The sequence below is a fragment of the Priestia koreensis genome (genome assembly GCF_001274935.1).
Taxonomy (GTDB): domain Bacteria; phylum Bacillota; class Bacilli; order Bacillales; family Bacillaceae_H; genus Bacillus_AG; species Bacillus_AG koreensis.
The window spans coordinates 579,848-600,984 of sequence record NZ_LILC01000002.1 but is presented as its reverse complement, the minus strand read 5'-3'; the positions used below and the strand labels follow the sequence as shown (position 1 = coordinate 600,984).

The 21,137-nt window shown below is 39.3% G+C and carries 21 protein-coding genes; 11 read left to right on the top strand and 10 right to left on the bottom strand.

The window, feature by feature from the left end:
• The first annotated feature begins 49 nt into the window (after positions 1 to 49).
• The 4 genes from AMD01_RS02905 to AMD01_RS02890 all read left to right on the top strand — a co-directional run bounded on the left by AMD01_RS02905 (position 50) and on the right by AMD01_RS02890 (position 3,901).
• On the top strand, positions 50 to 1,294 hold the full coding sequence (locus AMD01_RS02905) for a sugar ABC transporter substrate-binding protein (RefSeq protein WP_053399878.1): 1,245 nt from the start codon (positions 50 to 52) through the stop codon (positions 1,292 to 1,294).
• Between the two features lie 61 nt (positions 1,295 to 1,355).
• Entirely contained in the window at positions 1,356 to 2,243 is an 888-nt protein-coding gene (locus tag AMD01_RS02900) for a carbohydrate ABC transporter permease (protein ID WP_053399877.1), read from the top strand.
• A 20-nt stretch (positions 2,244 to 2,263) separates the two neighbouring features.
• On the top strand, positions 2,264 to 3,136 hold the full coding sequence (locus AMD01_RS02895) for a carbohydrate ABC transporter permease (protein WP_053399876.1): 873 nt from the start codon (positions 2,264 to 2,266) through the stop codon (positions 3,134 to 3,136).
• Between the two features lie 144 nt (positions 3,137 to 3,280).
• Positions 3,281 to 3,901, top strand: coding sequence for a DUF2238 domain-containing protein (locus AMD01_RS02890; protein ID WP_053399875.1), 621 nt, complete (start codon positions 3,281 to 3,283; stop codon positions 3,899 to 3,901).
• A 40-nt stretch (positions 3,902 to 3,941) separates the two neighbouring features.
• On the opposite strand, the gene AMD01_RS02885 is transcribed toward AMD01_RS02890, so the two are convergent.
• From AMD01_RS02885 to AMD01_RS02860, 6 genes are all read right to left on the bottom strand, one after another.
• Positions 3,942 to 5,891: a glycosyl hydrolase 53 family protein gene (locus tag AMD01_RS02885; RefSeq protein WP_053399874.1), complete on the bottom strand. Its 1,950-nt coding sequence runs from the start codon at positions 5,889 to 5,891 to the stop codon at positions 3,942 to 3,944.
• 56 nt (positions 5,892 to 5,947) lie between these two features.
• Complete coding sequence (locus tag AMD01_RS02880; RefSeq protein ID WP_053399873.1) at positions 5,948 to 8,005, bottom strand: beta-galactosidase GanA; 2,058 nt, start codon at positions 8,003 to 8,005, stop codon at positions 5,948 to 5,950.
• A gap of 25 nt (positions 8,006 to 8,030) precedes the next feature.
• A complete protein-coding gene (ganQ, locus tag AMD01_RS02875; protein WP_157052583.1) occupies positions 8,031 to 8,882 on the bottom strand; it encodes a galactooligosaccharide ABC transporter permease GanQ in 852 nt (283 codons plus the stop codon).
• Between the two features lie 3 nt (positions 8,883 to 8,885).
• A complete protein-coding gene (gene ganP / locus AMD01_RS02870) occupies positions 8,886 to 10,142 on the bottom strand; it encodes a carbohydrate ABC transporter permease (RefSeq protein WP_053399872.1) in 1,257 nt (418 codons plus the stop codon).
• Between the two features lie 132 nt (positions 10,143 to 10,274).
• Positions 10,275 to 11,549 (bottom strand): arabinogalactan oligomer ABC transporter substrate-binding protein GanS, encoded by a 1,275-nt coding sequence (gene ganS, locus AMD01_RS02865; RefSeq protein WP_053399871.1) that lies wholly within the window; start codon positions 11,547 to 11,549, stop codon positions 10,275 to 10,277.
• Between the two features lie 206 nt (positions 11,550 to 11,755).
• On the bottom strand, positions 11,756 to 12,748 hold the full coding sequence (locus AMD01_RS02860) for a galactan degradation operon transcriptional regulator GanR (RefSeq protein WP_053399870.1): 993 nt from the start codon (positions 12,746 to 12,748) through the stop codon (positions 11,756 to 11,758).
• 369 nt (positions 12,749 to 13,117) lie between these two features.
• Here AMD01_RS02860 and AMD01_RS02855 point away from each other — a divergent pair, with 369 nt between their 5' ends.
• The 4 genes from AMD01_RS02855 (at position 13,118) to AMD01_RS02840 (ending at position 14,974) form a co-directional block, all read left to right on the top strand.
• On the top strand, positions 13,118 to 13,591 hold the full coding sequence (locus tag AMD01_RS02855; RefSeq protein WP_053399869.1) for a DUF2975 domain-containing protein: 474 nt from the start codon (positions 13,118 to 13,120) through the stop codon (positions 13,589 to 13,591).
• Between the two features lie 10 nt (positions 13,592 to 13,601).
• Positions 13,602 to 13,817: a helix-turn-helix domain-containing protein gene (locus tag AMD01_RS02850; protein ID WP_053399868.1), complete on the top strand. Its 216-nt coding sequence runs from the start codon at positions 13,602 to 13,604 to the stop codon at positions 13,815 to 13,817.
• Between the two features lie 24 nt (positions 13,818 to 13,841).
• Positions 13,842 to 14,390: a TVP38/TMEM64 family protein gene (locus tag AMD01_RS02845; RefSeq protein WP_053399867.1), complete on the top strand. Its 549-nt coding sequence runs from the start codon at positions 13,842 to 13,844 to the stop codon at positions 14,388 to 14,390.
• Positions 14,391 to 14,473: 83 nt separating this feature from the next.
• Positions 14,474 to 14,974 carry a hypothetical protein gene (locus tag AMD01_RS02840; RefSeq protein ID WP_157052582.1) on the top strand — a complete coding sequence of 167 codons (501 nt, stop codon included), beginning with the start codon at positions 14,474 to 14,476 and terminating at the stop codon, positions 14,972 to 14,974.
• 32 nt (positions 14,975 to 15,006) lie between these two features.
• On the opposite strand, the gene AMD01_RS02835 is transcribed toward AMD01_RS02840, so the two are convergent.
• Both AMD01_RS02835 and AMD01_RS02830 read right to left on the bottom strand, forming a co-directional pair.
• Entirely contained in the window at positions 15,007 to 15,747 is a 741-nt protein-coding gene (locus AMD01_RS02835) for an alpha/beta fold hydrolase (RefSeq protein ID WP_245638868.1), read from the bottom strand.
• Between the two features lie 75 nt (positions 15,748 to 15,822).
• A complete protein-coding gene (locus AMD01_RS02830) occupies positions 15,823 to 17,289 on the bottom strand; it encodes a glycoside hydrolase family 1 protein (RefSeq protein WP_053399864.1) in 1,467 nt (488 codons plus the stop codon).
• Between the two features lie 220 nt (positions 17,290 to 17,509).
• Here AMD01_RS02830 and AMD01_RS02825 point away from each other — a divergent pair, with 220 nt between their 5' ends.
• Together AMD01_RS02825 and AMD01_RS02820 are read left to right on the top strand one after the other, a co-directional pair.
• Positions 17,510 to 18,259 carry a MurR/RpiR family transcriptional regulator gene (locus AMD01_RS02825; RefSeq protein ID WP_053399863.1) on the top strand — a complete coding sequence of 250 codons (750 nt, stop codon included), beginning with the start codon at positions 17,510 to 17,512 and terminating at the stop codon, positions 18,257 to 18,259.
• Positions 18,260 to 18,328: 69 nt separating this feature from the next.
• Positions 18,329 to 18,871, top strand: coding sequence for a CBO0543 family protein (locus tag AMD01_RS02820; RefSeq protein ID WP_053399862.1), 543 nt, complete (start codon positions 18,329 to 18,331; stop codon positions 18,869 to 18,871).
• Between the two features lie 39 nt (positions 18,872 to 18,910).
• Here the strand turns inward: AMD01_RS02820 and AMD01_RS02815 are convergent, their stop codons facing one another.
• Complete coding sequence (locus tag AMD01_RS02815) at positions 18,911 to 19,390, bottom strand: DUF2798 domain-containing protein (RefSeq protein WP_053399861.1); 480 nt, start codon at positions 19,388 to 19,390, stop codon at positions 18,911 to 18,913.
• A 152-nt stretch (positions 19,391 to 19,542) separates the two neighbouring features.
• Positions 19,543 to 19,770: a hypothetical protein gene (locus AMD01_RS02810; protein WP_053399860.1), complete on the bottom strand. Its 228-nt coding sequence runs from the start codon at positions 19,768 to 19,770 to the stop codon at positions 19,543 to 19,545.
• Positions 19,771 to 20,044: 274 nt separating this feature from the next.
• Here AMD01_RS02810 and AMD01_RS02805 point away from each other — a divergent pair, with 274 nt between their 5' ends.
• Positions 20,045 to 21,031: a Gfo/Idh/MocA family protein gene (locus AMD01_RS02805; RefSeq protein WP_053399859.1), complete on the top strand. Its 987-nt coding sequence runs from the start codon at positions 20,045 to 20,047 to the stop codon at positions 21,029 to 21,031.
• Positions 21,032 to 21,137: the final 106 nt, after the last annotated feature.

Below are 21,137 nucleotides of genomic sequence, written 5' to 3'. Positions count from 1 at the left end.
TAAACCTGCAGCAAAATTAATTTTCATTATTCAATTCGGAGGGGTTTATATGAAAAAGAAATTCATGGCAGCTGCTTTACTAGGTACAGTGCTCGTGTCTAGTGCATTATCTGGATGTTCATCAAGTTCGTCGTCCGACGCAAGTGATCAAAATACGATTACCGTTTGGGGAATGGGTGAAGAAGCAAAGTCATTGCCGAAAATCGCCGCTCAATTTGAAAAAGAAAACCCTAAAATTGACGTTAAAGTACAAGCCATTCCTTGGGGAACTGCTCACGATAAGCTCTTAACAGCGGTAGCCTCTAAAAGTGGTCCTGATGTCGTACAAATGGGAACCACATGGATGCCTGAATTCGCATCTGCGAATGCACTCATGGATTTAACGCCATATTTAAAAAAGCACCCTGAACTTGATGCTGCTAATTACTTTGATGGGGCTATTGAAACGACAAAGTTTGACGAGAAAGTTGTGGGAGTTCCTTGGTATATTGACACTCGTGTACTCTTTTACCGAAAAGATTTGTTAAAGAAAGTAGGTTATGATCAACCACCAAAAACGTGGGACGAACTATATGACGCTGCCAAAAAGCTGCGTGATCGCGGAAAAGGAAAATATGGCATTAGCCTTGACCCAAAAGAACAATCATTATCCTTTATGTTTGCACGTCAGAATGGCTCCGAACTGATCAGCGATAAAAACAAACCGCTGTTTAATCAAAAGGAATTTGTCGATGCGGTATCTTATTTAAATAGCTTCTATAAAGACGATTTAGCTCCAACTGATTTGGGCATGGATGCTGTTCAGTCGTTCCGTGGCGACGCTATTGTTCCAATGTTTATCAGCGGTCCATGGATGATTAAGTTAATTAATGATCAAGCTCCTGAACTAAAAGGAAAATGGGCAACGGCTGTTCTTCCAGCAAAAGAAAATAATTTGTCTGTTTTAGGCGGCTCTAACCTATCAGTCTTTCAATATACAAAGAAAAAAGATGCTTCTTTAAAATTTATTGCGTACATGAACAAACCTGAAACACAGTTGAAGTGGAAAGAGATGACTAACACCTTGCCTTCAACGAAAAAAGCGTGGGAAGATCCTTCACTTAAAGACGATCCGATTTATAAGGTAATTGGGGAACAAATGGATGCGGCAAAACCCGTTCCTGTTATTAAACAGTATGAATCTATTGCACAAGCTTACATTAAGAGTTTTGAGAAAATCTATCGTGGTCAAACGAGTGTCCAAAAAGAAATGGATAGCTTTAATAAAACGGCTGAAAAGCTACTAGAAAAATAACATGCGGGTGCGGAGACAAGTGGGTATCCCTTGTCTCCTGCACAACGGAAAGGAGCTCACGATGAAAAGCTTTATGAACATGAAAGCACCGTATTTCTTTATTGCACCAACAATTATTTTGTTAGCCCTATTTTCAATCTTTCCCATTTTTATTGCTCTCATTATTAGTTTTACTGATATTAATTTAGCAGGCCTTGCTGATTGGTCAACGATTAAATTTATTGGCTTTCAAAACTACAAAGATGTGTTAACTGATCCTCTATTTGTTAAATCCATTTTGAATACCTTGTTTTATGTTGTATTTGGTGTTCCCCTAGTCATTATTTGTTCATTAAGTATTGCTCTTTTAATTAACTTTGGAAAATCTCGTATCTTCCAACTGTTTCGAGCGGTATTTTACATGCCTTCTATTACAAATGTAGTGGCTGTAGCCGTCGTATGGAGCTACTTATACAATCCACAATTTGGATTGTTCAATTACATACTGAACTTGCTACACATCCCCTCTATTCCATGGCTACAAGATCCCCTTGTCGCTAAGATTTCGCTCATTTTATTAGCTCTATGGCGAGCGATTGGAGTTAACATGATTATATTTCTTGCGGCGCTTCAAGGGATACCAAAAATGTATTATGAAGCAGCACAGCTTGACGGTGCTAATCATTGGAAACAATTGACAAAAATTACGGTGCCTTTACTTCGCTACGCCATCTTTTTCGTTTCGATTACGACGATGATTGGCTGGTTGCAATTTTTTGAGGAACCATTTGTCATGACCGATGGCGGACCATTAGATAGTACAACATCTGTTGCGTTGTTTATCTATCGAAATGGTTTCCAATTAAGCAACTTTGGATATGCTGCAGCGGGCTCCTTTATCTTATTTATCGCCATTATTATTATTACCCTTGTTCAATTCAAACTACAAAATCGAAAAACTAGCCTGTAAGAAGGACGGTGAACTACTAGATGGAAACGAAACTACTGAAAGCCCAAATCGTTCGTACAAAAGAACGAAACCAGCGACCAAAGCGCAGCGTGTCACAATGGATTGTTGGAATTATTTTAAGTATTGCTGGCTTACTATTCTTGATTCCATTTATTTGGATGATTTTATCTGCTTTTAAGCCTGAGAACGAAGTGATGAAGCTTACTCCTACCCTGCTCCCAAAAGAATTTACGCTTGAGAACTTTCAAATGCTATTTGAGAGCATGAACTTTGCAGGTTACTTGAAAAATACGATTATTATTGTTCTTTGCTCGTTTTTCGGGCTATTTTTAAACGCAATGGCTGGCTATGCGTTTGCTAAGTATAAATTTAAAGGTAAAGACAAGCTTTTTTATCTCGTACTCGCAACCATGATGATTCCAGGTCAAGTTACAATGATTCCGGTGTATTTATTATTAAACGAAATGCATTTAACAAACACGATGGCAGGGATTGTGCTTCCTGGTCTCGTTGGTGCCTTTGGTATTTTCTTGTTTCGCCAATTCATGTCCACAATTCCAGATGAATTAATTGAGGCAGCAAGAATTGATGGTGCAAGCGAATTTCGAATTTTTGTTCGTATCGTTATTCCAATGTGTAAACCTATTTTTGCCGTACAAGGGATTTTAACCTTTATCGCTGGCTGGAATAGCTTCCTATGGCCATTAATTATCGCTAACGATGAAAGTCTCTATACGCTTTCTGTTGGATTGTCCTTGCTAAAGGGTCAATATGGAGGGAACTTTGCTCTTCAAATGGCAGGTTCCACATTCATGGTCGTGCCGATCATTATTATTTTTATGTTCTTCCAAAAACACATCATCGATGGCTATAACATGTCAGGCATGAAATAATCGCTCGCCCAGCTGCTTTACGACAAAACAGCTGGGCATTTTATTTCCCCTCCAATATCTGTCATACTTCCACACATAAAAATGGTAATTTATGCTAAGATAAATAGATCACGCAAAGCTATTTTACCGAGAGGATGACAAACCATGAATCGAAAAAAGGAATTATTTTTACTTATTTTATATGCAGCCGCGCTTATTTGGTCGGCCATCTCACCCGTCGATCGGTTTACATGGTGGCTTGAGGTCACTCCCGCACTCATTGCACTCCTTTTATTACTCGTTACATATGATCGTTTTCAATTCACCACGCTCGCCTATGTGTTAATTTTCATCCACTGCGTGATTTTATTTGTTGGTGGGCACTACACGTACGCGCGAATGCCGCTATTCACATGGCTACAGGACGTAATGGATTTAGACCGAAATTACTATGATCGACTTGGTCACATTGCGCAAGGATTTATTCCGGCGATTATTATTCGGGAAATTTTATGGCGTAACTCTCCGCTTAAAGGAAGCAGATGGCTTTCTTTTATCGTCGTCAGTATTTGCCTTGCGATCAGCGCCATGTACGAGTTAATTGAATTCGGTGTTGCTTTAATGACTGGAAAAGCAGCCGAGGCTTTTCTTGGTACACAGGGAGATGTGTGGGACACCCAGTGGGATATGCTTTTTGCTCTTATCGGGGCGATTGTGTCACTCATTCTATTAAGCTATGTTCATACAAAGCAATTAAACAAAAAAACACGCTATCGATGGTTTTAATTCCATTGTGGGCGTGTTTTTCTATTATTACAGCTTTAGTTTACTTTTCCTTATACAATTCAAAATCATCTAACGTTCCCCATGCTCCTGCATCTGCCTTTATACGTGCTCCGATTGTAATCTTTCTATTTGCAACAGGAATGTGACTTAACTTCGGATTACTCCAATTAAGCCAACCATTTACTTCTGTCATTGCTTTATATTCTTTTCCATCTACTATCGCATACAGATACATCTCAGATACGCCTGGATTTCCTCCCTGTAAAAACATTGAAAGGTCATAATACCCAGACTCTAGATTCGTAATGGTTTGTTCGACGTTAAAACCAACGCGCTGATCCGAATAAAAATGTAGAGAATAGTTACCTGTTTTCGCATCACTTTCTTTCCATTGAAAATCTGTATGAGGTAACGTTCCTGGATCATACGTAATGTTCCACTTCGTGCGATCTTCCTCTTCAAAACTTGAGTTGGCAACAAGATTGCGAGGATGTATGTTCAACATCATTTTAGCAATCATTCCACCTTGCACAGTGCCCGTAATGTCGTACTGACCCGCACCACCTTTTAGAGCTTGTTGCACCATTTGTTGATCCCAGTTCACTGCTACATTTTTCTGAGTTCCGTCATTGTATGTAGCCATTATGGAACTTGGCAACACCAGTTCTTTCCCCTCAATTATACTTACAGAAACTTCTTTTATTTCATCGATCTTTAGGGGCGCGACCGCACCTGTACGAACGTACTTAAATACGTTCAATGACGAAAGTGGATGACCCGAAAAATCAAATAGTGCCTGGTTATCGACTGCACTTCCACCAAACCATTTTCCTGCATCTTCTGGATCGTATTCCTTGGCATAACTAGATGCCCATCCAGATCCATATTTCTCCCACTTCATTTTATTTTGCTTTAAATGACCAGGCTTTCCAACTGGAAGCCAAGCCGGCTCCCAATAAAAGACCCCAATTCCCGGTGTACCGACATCTGAAACGGCTTGAATAACGTCACGCACAGAATGCGCTTGTCCTTGAACCGTAATAGGATATGACAGCGTCTGCCCACTCTTCTTAGGAGCCGTATTCTCATGGCCATCTCCGTCACTAGCGGTATATGCATAGGACGTTTCCGCCACCATCACTTTTTTTCCAGAAATGTTCGCCACGTCTTTTAATACCGCTGTTAAATTAGACAGCGTTCCGTGCCAAAACGGATAATAAGAACTTGCAAATACGTCATAATCTACTTTGTTCTCTTTTAACATAAGAGCAATATTCCGATATCTTCCTTCTGTTTCAGGGTTCGTGAAGTGAAGGGCAACGAGAATATGTTGATTGAACGATCGCACCGCCCTGCTGCCTTCATTAAATAATGAGCTTATTTTTGTCCAATCTTTTTCACCAACAAAGGCTCCGTTCGTTTCATTGCCGATCTGAACCATGCCGACGTTAACTCCCTGATCAATTAACGTTTTTAGACTCTTTTTCGTATAGGAGTAAAGAGCCTGTTTCTTCTTCTCAAAGTTGAAGCTCTTCCATGCTTTAGGAACTTGCTGCTTTGCAGGATCGGCCCAAAAATCGGAATAGTGGAAATCAACGAGTACCTTCATTCCATTCGCTGTCGCCCTTTTACCAATTTCAATTGCTTTTTTCAAATCGCTATTTCCACCGCCATAGCCATTCCCTTTCGTATCGTACGGATTATTCCAAACGCGAACACGAACATAATTGACGCCTGACTGGCGGAGCGTTTTCATGATATCCTGCTTTTTCCCAGAATTGCTATAAAATTTCACTCCGCTCTGCTCGAGTGACACAATACTTGAAATATCAACACCATTTATAAAATCCGATTTCAGATTTTTTACTTTTTCAACAAAAATATCTGCGCTAACAGGGCGGCTTGATGTTGTTTCTGCTGATGAGCTAATAGAAGCTGTTAATAATGAAGCCATAAGTACGACTGCCGACAGCCCGATTTTTTTCTTCATTTTTTCTCACCTTCATTCATTATTTAGAACAACATGAATTTAGCACATAGATTTATTCAACGCTCTCGTTTCAGAACACGTGTCTCATAAACGTTTAAGATGATTTCTCCCTCTTCATTTTCCCCGGAGAGTACGTTCTTCATCGAATTTGGAATCGTGGCAACCTGTTTTTCTTCTGTAAAGTTCATAATGAAGATATACTCATGTTCATCGTCATATCGGCATTGAACGGATACGCCCTTACCATGATCAATCACTGCTTCTAATTTCAAGGATAATTCTTCTATGATCTTTTCATAAAACGCTTCATGGAAAGTATCTTCAAGACGGGCGCCTATATAGTACGCACATCCTTTACCATAACTATGTTTTGTAACCGCTGAGGTATCGGCATAAAAATCCTGTTTGTATTGACCTTCTTCAGTAGCTGTTTGAAGGTTGAGAATGGTAGCGTAATCCTTCACTCTATAAGACTTTCCGTCATATTCCACAGCATTCTCATCCGCCGGATAAAACGTATCTGTTTCAAGTGGCTGCATGCCAAAAATGTCTTGTAGATCCTTATGCCATCCACCTAAATAAGCAAGATCAGACTCATTAACAACCCCACTCATGTAGGTCATTACAAGCGTTCCTCCTTGTTCAACAAATGCTTTTAATCGTGAAATCGTCTGCTCACTTGCTAAATAAAGCATAGGAACGATAAGAAGTTTATAAGAGGTAAAATCTTGCTCTTTTGTAATGACATCTACCGGAATATCTCTCTCCCAAAAAGTGCGGTAATGCTGTTGTAACGTTTGCGGATATCTTTTTGTTTCTAAACCGAACCCTTGTGCATCGTCTAGCGCCCACTGACTTTCCCAATCGTATAAAATCGCTACATTACTGCTACGATTTGTCCCCACAACTTCTGACAGCTTCTCTAGCGCCTTCCCAACGGTTGCTACGTCTTGAAAAACACGGTTGTTTGGGCTATTGTCGTGATCTACGACAGCACCATGAAATTTCTCTGATGATCCCCTAGATTTCCGCCATTGAAAATACAGAATGCTATCCGAACCATGTGCAACCATTTGCATCGCAGAAAGCAGATGCATACCTGGTCGCTTTGCTTTATTTACGCTATGCCAATTTACGGCACTTGGCGTTGATTCCATTAATAAAAAAGGTTGCTGCTTTAGACTGCGATACAAGTCATTAATAAACCCTACCTTCATCGCTAGATCTGCCGTTGTTTCCCAGTCGTTATGCCAAGCAGGATAAGCATCCCAGCTAATTACGTCCATATGCTTCGCAAATTTGCTGTAATCAAGGGATTGAAACGGGATTAAGTCATGTGTATCCGCCATGAAGTTCGTTGTAATAGGGATATTGGGTGTAATGGCTTTAATCGGAACAATTTCATTTTCAAAAAATGAGATGGTTTGGTCCGTTACAAATCGCTTCCAATCTAAATTCAGACCATGAACCGCACTTTCCCCGATAGAAGACGGCGACTCGATCTGTGACCAATTTGTATACGTATGGCTCCAGAAAGGACCCCACCATGCATCATTCAACGATTTTAAATCCTTATATTTTTCGTGTAGCCAGCTTCGAAATGCCGCTTGGCAAAGAGAACAATGGCAATCACCGCTGTATTCATTTGAAATATGCCACATGAGTAAAGCCGGGTGATTTCCGTATCGCGCTGCTAACAGCTCATTGATCTTTCTTGTCTTTTCACGATAGACGGGTGACGTAAAACAATGATTATGCCTTCCCCCGTGAAGCTGTTTCACTCGAGAGTCATTCACTCGAAGGACTTCAGGGTACGCTTGCGATAACCAAGCAGGTCTTGCACCGCTTGGAGTTGCTAAAATAATTCTCCCGCCATTCTCATCAATCGTTCGAAAAATTTCATCGAGCCACTCAAACTGATACACACCTTCTTCTGGCTCTAACGCACTCCATGCAAAAATACCCACGGAAAATGTATTGGTATGTGAAAGCTTCATTAATTTTAAATCTTCAGCTAAAATATCCGGATGATCGAGCCACTGGTCTGGATTGTAATCACCACCATGGAGCATAAATCTAGCATCTGTTGTATAGGTTTTTTGACGGTTTGACATATTCTTCTCCTTTATACAAGCTGTTTTATCCTTTCGTTCCGCCGGCGGTTAACCCTGAAACGAAATTTCGTTGTAGCACTAAGAAAATAATCGCAATCGGAATGCTGATGAGAATAGCTCCCGCAGCAAATGTCGTATAACTTGCTCCCATTACCTCGTTGACAAGGTTATATAGTCCAATAGGTAGCGTGTATGAATCAGGAGTTCGGAGAATAGTAGAGGCCATGACAAAATCACCTAAAGGACCTGTAAAACCATTCATCGCCACAACTGCAATCATTGGCTTTGATAGCGGCATTAAAATCTGCATGAAAATTCTCGTGTTGCTTGCACCATCCATCTTCGCACTCTCATCCAGTTCCATTGGAATGGAGTCCATATACCCTTTCATTAAATACGTGTTCATTGGAATTGTCCCGCCAATATACAGAAGAATTAATAACCAATGACTATTGATCATTCCTAGCATTTGAGCTAGTACAAAAAGGGCAATTAGCGCTGAAAACTGCGGAATCATTTGCAGGAGTAAAAAAAGCGTTAAGGCATTTTTTCTTCCTCTAAAACGAAATCGGGAAAACGCATAAGCGGTAAAGGACACGCTAATAACTGATCCAATCATTGTAAACACACTTATCTTCAATGAGTTAAGATACCAATGAACATATTGGAGACTTTTATTTCCTGAAAATAGTTCCTTATAGTGATCCAACGTCGGGTTTTTCGGAATAATGGAGGTGCTCACTAGACTATTGCCAGGATTAAAACTTGCTCCTATTGTCCAAAGCAGTGGATAAATGATGACCACTACAACGAACGTCAAAATTAGATATGATATGACAAGTCGCGAGAAACGCTTGCTCTTCATCCCTTTTAACATCTGTTAAGCTCCCTCCTTAAACGAACTTGTGCGTCTAAATTGCCATAAAGCAATGGCAATAACAAAAACGGATAGTAAAATGGTTAAAGCTGCCGCAAGTGAATACTGACTAGACTGCATCGTTAATTTATAAATCCACGAAACGAGAATGTCCGTTCCACCAGCGGTTGACCCTGGTACTGCTGGTCCCCCACCATTGAACAGATAAATAATGTTAAAATTATTAAAGTTAAATGTGTATTGCGTAATAAGAATAGGAGCCATTGCTAATAAAATCATTGGCATCGTAATGTGGCGAAACTTTGCTGTAATGGACGCACCATCAATAGTCGCTGCTTCATACAAGTCCTCTGGTATTGACTGCAATACACCTGTTGTGACAAGAAAAATATAGGGGAAGCCTAGCCACCCTTGCATTAGAATAAGCGCTAGCTTTGACCAAGCTGCATTGGTCATCCAAGGAACTGGATCAATGCCAAATACTGCTAAAATTGTGTTATTTACTGCCCCAAAGCTGTCATTGAACAATCCAGCGAAAATCAAAATTGTCACAAATCCTGGTACTGCCCACGGAAGAACAAGTATCGTTCGGTAAAATCGCTTAAACTTTAAATCCTTTTGATTGACCAGCACAGCTAAAAATATTCCCACTGCTATTTGAACGGTAGATGCAACAAGGGTCCATATCACAGTCCAACCGAGAACATCAAAAAAGGTTGAGCGCCATATGTCTACCGTGAAGATTTGCTTAAAGGTATCTAATCCTACCCAATCTGCTAAATGAGCAGGTGGGGAATGATACAAGTCATAGTTTGTAAACGCAAGAGCAAAACTAAATAAAATAGGAAAAATGACAGCAAAAATTAATAGAAGAAAAGACGGACCACTAATGAGATAAGGATAACCTTGTTCAATTAAATTATGATAATCTTCTTTTAGCGAACTAGCCTTTCCATTCCTTTCTCGTTTTTGTCCATTTTGATACGCATCACGTAAATTTATATAATAAAAACTAACTCCAAATCCGGTGACAATGAGCGCAATAATTCCTTCTGCTAATAAAAAAATAGAGTTATCGCGGGGAACTTGAGTACCAAGAGTTATTAATCCCCAAAAGCCCATATTGAATAAGTCTTTAAAGACAATGATAAAGGATACTGTTAAGAGTAAAAATAAGCTTCCCTTGATCCATTGCCTGTTGTAAAGCTGACCAACACCTGGAATGATTGATAATAAAGTAGCTTTCTGACGATGTTGCACAACCTTTCACCTCTTTACGAATACCGTTTCTAATACTCTTTATCACACGCTCTCATTCTTTACGGAAGAATTGTATAATGCGTGTGATAAGAGTCTAGCAGGGGCTATAATAAGGGGGCCCCTAACGTTTTATTATTTTCCGTGCTTTGCCTTAATTTGACCTTTAATCGTTTTCGCTGCTTGATTCAGTGCTTCTTTTGGATTCGCTTTTCCAGTTGCAATTGTCTGTAGAGCAGCATCTGTTGGCGTCCATACTTCATTCATCTCTGGAATATTAGGGGTTAATTCCGAGAACTGTGACTGCTGAGCTACTGCCTGAGCTGCTTCGCTCTTAGTAACGACTGGGTCATCAGCTAATTCTTTGACCGCAGGTACTTCTTGCGTTACTTCATAGCGTTTTTTCGAATTTTCTTTGTTTGCTAGAAACTCAACAAGCTGCTGAGCAAGCTCTGGCTCTTTCGAATACGTGCTAACGTTGTAGCTTTTCACACCGACAAATGAGCTCATGTTTTGCCCATTTTCAAGTTGAGGGAGTTTAGCCACCCCAAAATTAATTCCTGCTTTTGTAAACGGCTCGATATTCCAAGGCCCAGAGATAATGGCTGCTGCTTTTCCTGACGTAAAGAGTGATTCAAGTACGTTAATTCCTTGTGCACCTACAATACCGGCAGGAAATAACTTTTCTTTATAAAACTTTTGAATAACTTCTGCTCCTTGTATCGCTCCCTCATTATTAATTCCAATGTCTGTTGGGTCGTATGTTCCTTTGCTATCTTTTGAAAAAATATAACCTCCGTACCCACCCATTACGCTTTGTGCGTAATAGATCTGATCAAAGAGAGCTAGAAATCCATAATTCCCGTTTTTTGTTACTTTTTTATCGTATTGATACCATTCATCAAGTGTTTTCGGTAGTTCCTCTTCTTTTATGAGATCTTTATTGTAATAGAGCATAGTCGTCTCAACTGCTTTTGGTAATCCATATACCGATCCGTCGACCTTTTCAGCATCCATTGCCACATCTGTATACAGAGATTGAATATCATCACCTACATCCAACTTTTTAATAAGCCCCTCTGTTACCGCTGTTCCAATTTGGTCACCAGGCATCGTAAGAACGTCAGGACCCGTTCCTGCCGGGCCATCTAATCGTAACCCTTCAATTTGCTTTGCATACGGCTTTTCCATGACATTCACTTTTACATGATGCTCTTTCTCAAATTGAGCAATTGCCTCCTTAATTCCTGAAGACTTTTGCTGATCTTCCCAAACTAGAAGTGTCTTATTCTTTGAATCTTCTTTTGACACGGAGTTTACTTTCCCATCATCTTTCGGTCCACAAGCTGTTAAAGAAAGACTCAACGCCAATCCACCTATAAGCCCTAGATACTTTTTGGACTTTTTCATGCCACCTCATCCTTTCATTTACATCCAATAATTTGAAACCGCTTTCTAAAACTAAATATAGCACCGTAAGAAAAACATGTAAATAAATTTTTTAACTAAATTTAGTAAAATATTTTACTAATCAATTCGTTTTTTATACTAAAAAAATAAAAACGCCTATTTGTTAATAGACGTCTTGAAGAGTAATATATAGCGTACACACTTCTTTAGTTTGTACTTTTTCTTGTAACAAGTTCCGTTCCTATATAAAGCGTTTTACTACTTTTTCTTTTTTCCATTACGCGTTCAATAAGCATTTCCATCGCATTTTTACAAATTTCTTTCATATCAATATTAAACGTAGTTAACGGTGGGGAAACATATTTTGCGATACTAATATTGTTGACACTAATTATACTTACACGATCTGGAATTGAAACTCTTTTTTCGTTCAGCGCTTGCAAACATCCCACTGCAATCGGATCCGCAGCAATAAAAAAAGCGGTAGGAAGTTTATCTCCTAGTGTGTCCAACGCTTGATTCATTAAGTACACGCCGTTCTCAACAGAAAATCCTCTTCGACAAAAAATATACGCATCGTTCAACTTATCCTTACTACTCATATACGTACGAAATGTGCGTTCTCGTATATCCATCTCATCAAGATCTGTATTAGGGTTATGATACGTTCCTCCAATAAAACCAATCTCTGTGTGCCCCTTTTCCATTAAATACTTAATTGTTCGAATCGTCGTTTGCGCCAAATCCGGTCGAACAGAATCAAATGAATACGCGTCAGGCGTTGAATCGACGAATACGCCATTCGGGGTCAGACTATGTAAGTGTGCTAACTCTTGATCAGAGAAAATTCCCACCGCAATAAAACCTTCGATATTGTCTGGAATTTTTTCAATTCCGTCTGCTATCTTATACGTCGTTAATTCAACATTGTATTTTCGAGCGAGCTTCTCAATTTCCAAACGCATTTCCTTAAAATACACGTCTTCGAGCTCTTCCTTATCTGTTAACCAGTACAAAAAAGCAATATTCTTCACCAACAGCCGAACCGTTTTTCTCCGGTAATTCAACCTTTCTGCCACTTCATATACTTTCTCTCTTGTTTCATCAGGCACGGACAAACTTGGGTCATTATTTAACACACGTGAAACCGTGGAAATCGAATATCCCGCTGCTTCAGCGATATCTTTAATCGTTGCCATAGCTACTCTCCACCTTATTTTTCGTTTAACTAATCTATATAAGTAAATTTTTTTACTTCCTTTTACTTATTTTTACTTATCGATAGACAGAAGTCAATAGTATAAATGAAACTACTTTACTTTCTAAATCTAAGTATCAACCTCTCCTATTTCATTCATGTGATACTCCTCGATAGAATAGAAAAACCACTTCGCTAAAGGTGCGCTTTTATTCATTTACATACCATGTTTATATAGATGGCTAAAATAAGAGACACTGATTTTCCCTTTCAGTTCTTCTAATATTAAGGTCAATATAGATATTAACAATAATTTTTTATTGTAAAACGATAAATTTTAAGCTATTATACAGAAAAAGGAGGAAAATATATGAAATTTAAAACCGGCTTCTTGAAAGGCGCGCTCTTTTTTATTGGCATTCTTATTTTGGTTTTATCTGTGTTTTGGTTACCTACTGTCTCAAAAGAATTAGCTACATCAAACCCTGACTACGCACACCTGCGCTTACCCTTACTGCTTGGCTTGTACATAACGCTTATTCCATTTTACATTGCCCTGTACCAAGCGTTTCGACTTTTACATTTTATTGAGAAACAGTATGCTTTTTCAGCAGCATCGCTCTACTCACTGTGCGTTATTAAAAACTGTGCAGTTGCCATCGTCGTTTTATACATAGCAGGAATGAGCTACTTAGCTTTTTCAAATGCCTTACATCCTGGAATCGCCGTTATGGGTGCCATCATTTTATTTGCGTGTATTTCCATCGCGCTCCTTTCAATGCTACTACACGAACTGCTACGGAGCGGACTAAACTTAAAAACAGAAAATGAGTTAACGATTTGAGGTGGTTACGATGAGTATTGTAGTGAACATTGATGTGATGCTTGCCAAACGAAAAATGAGCGTCACAGAGCTGTCTGAGCGAGTAGGTATTACGATGGCCAATATCTCGATTTTAAAAAATGGAAAAGCAAAGGCTATACGTATTCAGACGTTAGATGCTATTTGTCAGGCACTCAATTGTCAGCCGGGTGATATTTTGGAGTACGTTTCCGATGAAGAGTGTTAACGATTAAACAAAAGGATGTATGAAATGGATTTTACACATGATACGATTGAACTTTTTCACACCTACAAACACCTTGCTGTTTTACTTAGCATTGCATTTAATATCGTCATTAGTATACTCGGGGTTGTTCCAAGCGTTTTTCTAACCGCCGCAAACTTGGCGGTATTCGGCTTTGCACAGGGCATGTGGATTTCATTTTTAGGAGAAAGCATTGGCGCAATTTTAGCTTTCCTTCTGTACCGCAAAGGGCTTTCTAGTCTTCAAGATCGAAAGGGATTTTCCCATCCTAAAATTCAACGGTTGTTACATGCTACAAAAAGCGAGTCATTTCTCCTTACTTTAAGTTTGCGCCTCATGCCCTTTGTTCCGTCTGGCCTTGTTACTTTTATTGCTTCAATTGGTAAAACGACTCTCATGATTTTTGCAACGGCTAGCTCTCTTGGAAAAATACCAGCAATTTTAATCGAAGGATTTTCGGTCAATGAAATGATGAATGTCACGACAACCGGAAAACTATTGATGGCGCTTTTTGCTGTCACTGGCTTCGTGCTGTTACTAAAACGATTACGTTAATAGAAAGGATTACGGATCTTATGATGATCATCGTACTTTTGGTTTTATTTCTCTGTATCATTTCAAGTATTTCCTTTTGGAGGTTGAAAAAGCGCTGGATCTCACTTCTTCTTTTTTCACCCGTGTTCATTGTTATGTCATTCGTGGGGTTTGTCTTCTTCAACTCTTGGTATCATGTTTCGCCGAAAGATGTATCGTTCGAGATTCAACAACAAAACCAAACTTATACCGTCAAGGGTCACTGGTCAAAACCTCTTGATTTCTACCGTTTTCCGACTGATTTCATTGCAATTGATACGGGTAAACAAGGTGTACCTATTACAATGAAACGCCCAAGAATTCATAACCATAAGAGCCTTCATCGCTCCTTTTTAGACTCAGAAGTTCGTCATTGGCTGAATGAACAAAAGATCAATACGCCCTCTCTAACACTATTCGATGTAAGGGCTAGTAGAAGCATGCAATTTTCTTTCACTCTTCCTCAAGGCATCGATCCTAGCTCATTAAAAATCTACTACATTCACGTTCGAGAAGATCCAATGGACCCTTTGACCTTTTGGAAAAAGCGAATCGTGTTGCCATAAACACTCCCTTTCCCTCTTTGGGAATAGGGACTTCAAAAACTTCGTACCATTTTCTTTATCGTATGGATGACGACTTCTGGTTCATCGTGTTGAATATAATGTGCACTATTAGTCGCGAGTGTAAAAGTACTGTCTTCAGAGAGTGCGAGAAGCTCACGCTGCATCTCATTCCAAAGCAATTGTGAATCAGCCGAATAATGCGCTTTGTTTCCTGCGCATAAAACAACTAATGGTATAGTCAACTTTCTTCTTTTTTGTTTCATCTGTTTTAAACTCTCCATGAATTCATCGTAACTTCCTTCGTGAATAAACTGCTTTTGATAAGCATCTCGGAATTCCAGTGACATCGTCGGAAGAAATCGTTCTCTATAGTCTTCATGCGTTGAATCGATTAAAATTAACCCCGCTACTTCATCTTCATACTCTGTTGCAAACAATCTCATGTTGACTCCACCAAACGAATGGCCCACTAGCACATACGGAGGCTTCACGTTAAGTTTCACAAGCATTTCTTTTAGCTCTATCATCATTTTCTCACTCGTTCTTTCGTTAGAGCTGCTTTCACTACCCCCCAAGCCCGCTCGGTCGTACATCACGACTTCAGTGAGCTCTGAAAGCTCAGGAATAATTTTCTTCCACGCTTTTGAGTAATCACCGTATCCTGCATCCATAATTACTGTCGGATGGTTACCTTTTTCACCTACAATATGTGCATAGAGAATGCAGCCATCTATTTCAACAAACCGTTCACGGCCTTCTTTATTTTCCCTCACTCTTACCACGCCCCCCTTTGATTTCATGTATTCTCTTTACCATACTACAAAAGGAGCCACAAAGGCTCCTTTTTTTTACAGTTCTTCTCCATTTGTTTCAATGACACGCTGATACCAATAGAAACTATCTTTTTTGCTTCTCTTTAGCGTTCCATTGCCTTCATCATCTAAATCTACGTAAATAAATCCATATCGTTTAGACATTTCGGAGGTTGAAAAACTCACTAAATCGATCGGGCCCCATGCCGTGTATCCCATTAGATCTACGCCATCACGAATTGCTTCACCCATTTGTTCAATGTGTTGTTTGAGATAATCAATTCTGTAGGAATCATGAATGCTTCCATCCTCTTCAACCTGATCAAATGCACCTAACCCGTTCTCTACAACAAAAAGCGGTTTTTCATAGCGTTCATATAACATATTTAAAAGCGTACGAAGGCCAACAGGATCAATTTGCCATCCCCAGTCAGAAGCCTCTAAATACGGATTTTTCAAGTTCGTTAAGATGTTGCCCGCGGCCTTCTCTCCAGCACTTTCTGTTCTCGCTGCCACCGTCGACATGTAGTAGCTCAGAGAAACAAAATCCACGAGATTCTCTTTTAAAAGATGGGCGTCTTCTGGCAACATCTCTACACGGATATTATGCTCGCTAAAGAAACGGTTCATATAAAACGGATAGTGTCCCCTCACTTGAACATCGGTGAAGAAAAAGGTTTTATGCTGATCCATAAGCGCAGATCGCACATCTTCTGGATGCGGGGTATTTGGGTAATTAATCATTCCAAGCACCATGCAGCCGATCTGAGCTTGAGGTGCAAGGCGATGACAAGCCTCTACCGCTTTCGCACTCGCTACTAGCTGATGATGAGCAGCTTGATAAGTAGCCTGTAGCACATTCCCATCCTTCACCTTATCACGTAAAATCCCTCCGCTAATAAAAGGGCTCATAATAATGGAGTTAATTTCATTAAATGTAACCCAATACTTTACCTTATGACGATATCGAGTAATCACTGTCTCAGCGTAATGTGCAAAATAATCCACCACTTTACGATTTAACCACCCACCGTATTCTACGGATAAATGAAGCGGCATTTCATAGTGAGAGAGTGTGACAATTGGCTCGATATCATTTTTTACTAACTCGTCTAGTAATTCGTCATAGTAGGCAAGCCCCTGTTCGTTCGGTACTTGCTCATCCCCACTTGGGAAGATTCGTGTCCATGCAATCGATATACGGAAAGTTTTAAACCCCAACTCTTTAAAAAGCGCAATATCTTCCTTAAAGCGATGGTAAAAATCAATTCCATGGCGTTTTGGAAAATGTCGGTTATCTTCATCTCGTAATGCTTCTCTAACTTCTTCTGTTGATGGAAAAGGAAGCTCTAGCTTTTTACGATTCTCCGGCTTAATTCGCTCAATTACGTCATTGTTTGATAGGCCTTTTCCACCGATATTGTATGCTCCTTCAATTTGGTTAGCCGCTGTTGCACCACCCCATAGAAATCCTTCTGGAAAACGCGTGAACTGCTTTGTCATAATCTGTATCCCCTTATCTATATAAATAGTTGGAATGGGTCCTTAGCCCCTCTGCTTATAAAACAGTTTAAATCGTTATCGTAAGAAAATATATGAAGAAAAGCCATTTAGAAACAGGTGTCTAGAAAAGGGATTTGTTTCTATTAAAAAACACTGTGTTTCTTTCAAACAAAAACATTGATACAATAATTAAAAATAAACGACAGCTAGGAGAATGAGAATGTTTCCAACTCACATTATTTCGACCTTTAATGAATTAGAGCATGCTTTATATAAATACGTTTTAGCACATGCCGAGCAAGTCGTTTATATGAGAATTCGGGACCTAGCGACTGAGTCCCATGTATCTACGTCTACGATTTTACGTTTTTGCCGAAAATTAAACTGTGATGGATTTACCGAGTTCAAAGTAAAGCTGAAAATGTATCTTTCTGAGCAGCACGATCGTTCAAAGCCTTTAAAAGAGATGAACTATTTTCTATCAGAATTTATGGATCGTACGTTAAACGGAGATTTTCATACTCATATGGAAAAAGCAGCGATGACCCTTCACAAGAAGGATAATTTGCTGTTTGTGGGGATTGGGAGCTCTGGCATTCTTGCTCAATATGGCGCTCGCTATTTTTCAAGTCTTGGGAGATTTGCACTTTACATCAACGATCCTTATTTTCCTATTCAATCGCATCACTTGCATAACAGTATCACCGTCGCACTCTCCGTATCTGGTGAAACAAGTCATACGATTGAGCAAGCTAGAAGATTAAAAGAACAAGGAAATCAGTTAATTAGTATTACGAACAATGCGAACTGCACCTTAGCACAAATGTCTGATGTGAACATTCCCTACTATGTAACAGAGGAGCATACTTCGATTGCGAATATGCCCATTAACATTACTACCCAGCTTCCGGTGATGTATATTTTAGAGACGCTTGCTCGTAACGTGTACAAGCTTGATGAGCAGAAATAAAACATGCTTTTCTTCATGATGGAATGAACTTCTATTGTTACGTCAATACTCATGAAGAGGTGATCAAGCATGTTTGAAGTGATTCAGCAACTAAAAACACAAATTAACAATTTAGAGCTTCGCTATTGGTACGAACAAGATGTATTCAGCCCGCACTGGTGGGTTATTTTAATTATCAGTGCCCTATTTGTCCTTCTCCTTTGTTTACTTATTGATCGGCAGCGGGTTGTTTTTATTTGGCTCGTGTTTTTTATAAGCTTTTTGTTAGCCGGACTTGTCGATGAATTCGGCACATATTTTGGGTTATGGAGCTACCCTCATCAGCTTTTAATCTTCACGAGTCGTTTTAATACCGTTGATTTTTCCATTATTCCGGTCACCATTACGTTGGTATACCAGTTCTTTAGCAAATGGAGCTTTTTCTTAATTGCTCACATTATCGTGTCGGCTATTATTGGCTTTATCGGCGTTCCTCTTTTCGTTCACTTTGATTTGTACCAATTAAATCAATGGTCGTATTGGAACTCATTTTTAACCGTTTTAGCACTTGGAATGATAGTAAAACTCATTAGTGATGCCATCGATCAGTATAAACATAACAAAACGTATTAATCAAAAAGGAGAAATCTGTTCAAAGATCTCTCCTTTTTATTATGACCCAAGTGAAACAGGAGCTGTTTTTTGAACGAATTTCACAAACAAGAATCGAACGACAGGTCCCATAATAAGTAGCTGTAGTGGATAAGCAACAACGAAATTTTTCCACACGTTTTCACCATACTCCGACCAACTCGCCCCGCCTAATGCAGAATGTGACATAATCAAACCAAAGGCAGACATGCAAAGCACCATCCCAATGACCATAAGCGTCGAAATTGTTAAGATCATGATTACCTTTTTCTTTTTTGTAAACGGTAGCTTAAAGGCAAGCTTTCTCGCAAACGGTCCTACAATGACTAGCTCCACAACAAACGCAACGACAAATGCTAGTAAAAGTCCTAAAACAAGCTGTCCAAATGTTAACTGTTCGTATTGACCACTTCGAATCATGTTGTACATTCCCATCACAACAGCCATTCCGAAACACATCATTAAACCAAAATAAAGTCCTTCTTTTTTTGTTTTTGGCATCTATACTCTCTCCTTTTTTGAATAGAAGCTTAGTATAGCAAGGAAGAAAATCTCCTCGTAAGTGACAATTTTGTGAACGTTTTTCTATTTAAAGACAATAAAAAACAAGTCATCCCTGACCGGCATGACTTGTTTTTCTTTAAAGCGTCTAGTTAAGATAGAAAAGCTACTGCAAACAAAGACACAATGACCAATAAAACGATTGAAATAATTTTCCACACGCCTCTTTTACTAAACAACATCGCAATAAAAGAGAGAACAATACCCGCTATTAAAATAGTATTAGAAACATAATCCGATGTATGTATAAGTACTCCACTTGAGGCCAATAAAGCAAGGAGTAAAATAAAGACTGAAATGATTCCTAAGTATTTTTTCATACAAAACCACCTCCCACGAAATCAAAACGCTTACTGAATCAGTTCATTTTACAATCTACCTGCTATTATAACGCACATCACCCTTTTATTTTCCAGTTCATATGTCTTAATTTGCAGATTTCTGTTTTTTAAAGATAGGTGTTTTAACCTACTTACTGTTTCCAAATAAAAAAGATCAGCAAATGCTGACCTCTTTTTACTCATCACTACCGCATTTTAACTAAAAGAAAAAAAGCGCTATAATGGAGAAAATGCTAGAAAAGAGGTTGATGGAATGATTCGTTTTGGAATTGTAGGGACGAACTGGATTACCGATCGTTTACTAGAAGCAGCTAGTTTTGTAGAAGATTTTCAGCTCACGGCTGTTTATTCAAGAACAGAGGAACGTGCGAAAGAAGTTAGAGAAAAATATCGTGCCACTCATTTGTTTACAAGCCTAGAGGAAATGGCGAAGAGCGATGTCATCGATGCCGTATACATCGCAACCCCGAATGCCTTCCACGCTGACCAAGCGGTGCTTTTTTTAGAAAATGGCAAACACGTGCTATGCGAAAAACCGCTGGCTGCAAATGAACACGAAGTATCACGAATGATTACGTGTGCAAAGCAAAACCGTGTTGTCCTCATGGAAGCAATGAAATCAACGCTTCTCCCAAACTTTAAAGTAATTCAGGAGCACATACATAAGGTAGGTCCCATTCGTAAATATGTAGCAAGCTACTGCCAATATTCATCGCGATATGATAAATACAAAGAAGGCATCGTCTTGAATGCGTTTAAGCCTGAATTAGCTAACGGTGCTCTAATGGACCTTGGCGTTTATTGCTTATACCCACTGATTACATTGTTCGGTGAACCAGAAAAGATAGAGGCATCAGCTTTTATGCTGGAGTCGGGTGTTGACGGACAAGGAAGCGTGTTGCTTCAATACGTTGATCGAGATGCGGTCGTCATGTATTCAAAAATTACAAACTCCTATACCCCAACAGAAATTCAAGGCGAACATGGGAGCATGATGATTGATAAAATTCACGGAGCCGAAAAAGTAGAAATTCGCTACAACGATGGAACGGTTGAAGATCTTACAGTCGAACAGTCGCTGCCAGGGATGTACTACGAGTTAGCTGAATTTGTTCGTCTAGTCAAACAGGGTGAGCTTGAATCTCCTACAAATTCTCATGAACGATCACTTCTTACCATGCGAACGATGGACGCAATTCGTCGCAAGATCGGGCTTGTTTATCCGAACGATATGCTCTAATGGTCTAAGTCAAAGCCCCCTCTTCCCTTAAAAGAGAGGGCTTTTTTTATAACCTTATGGATTTTTTCCTAAGTACGAGCAAAACTGCGTTATAATAGAAATAAAC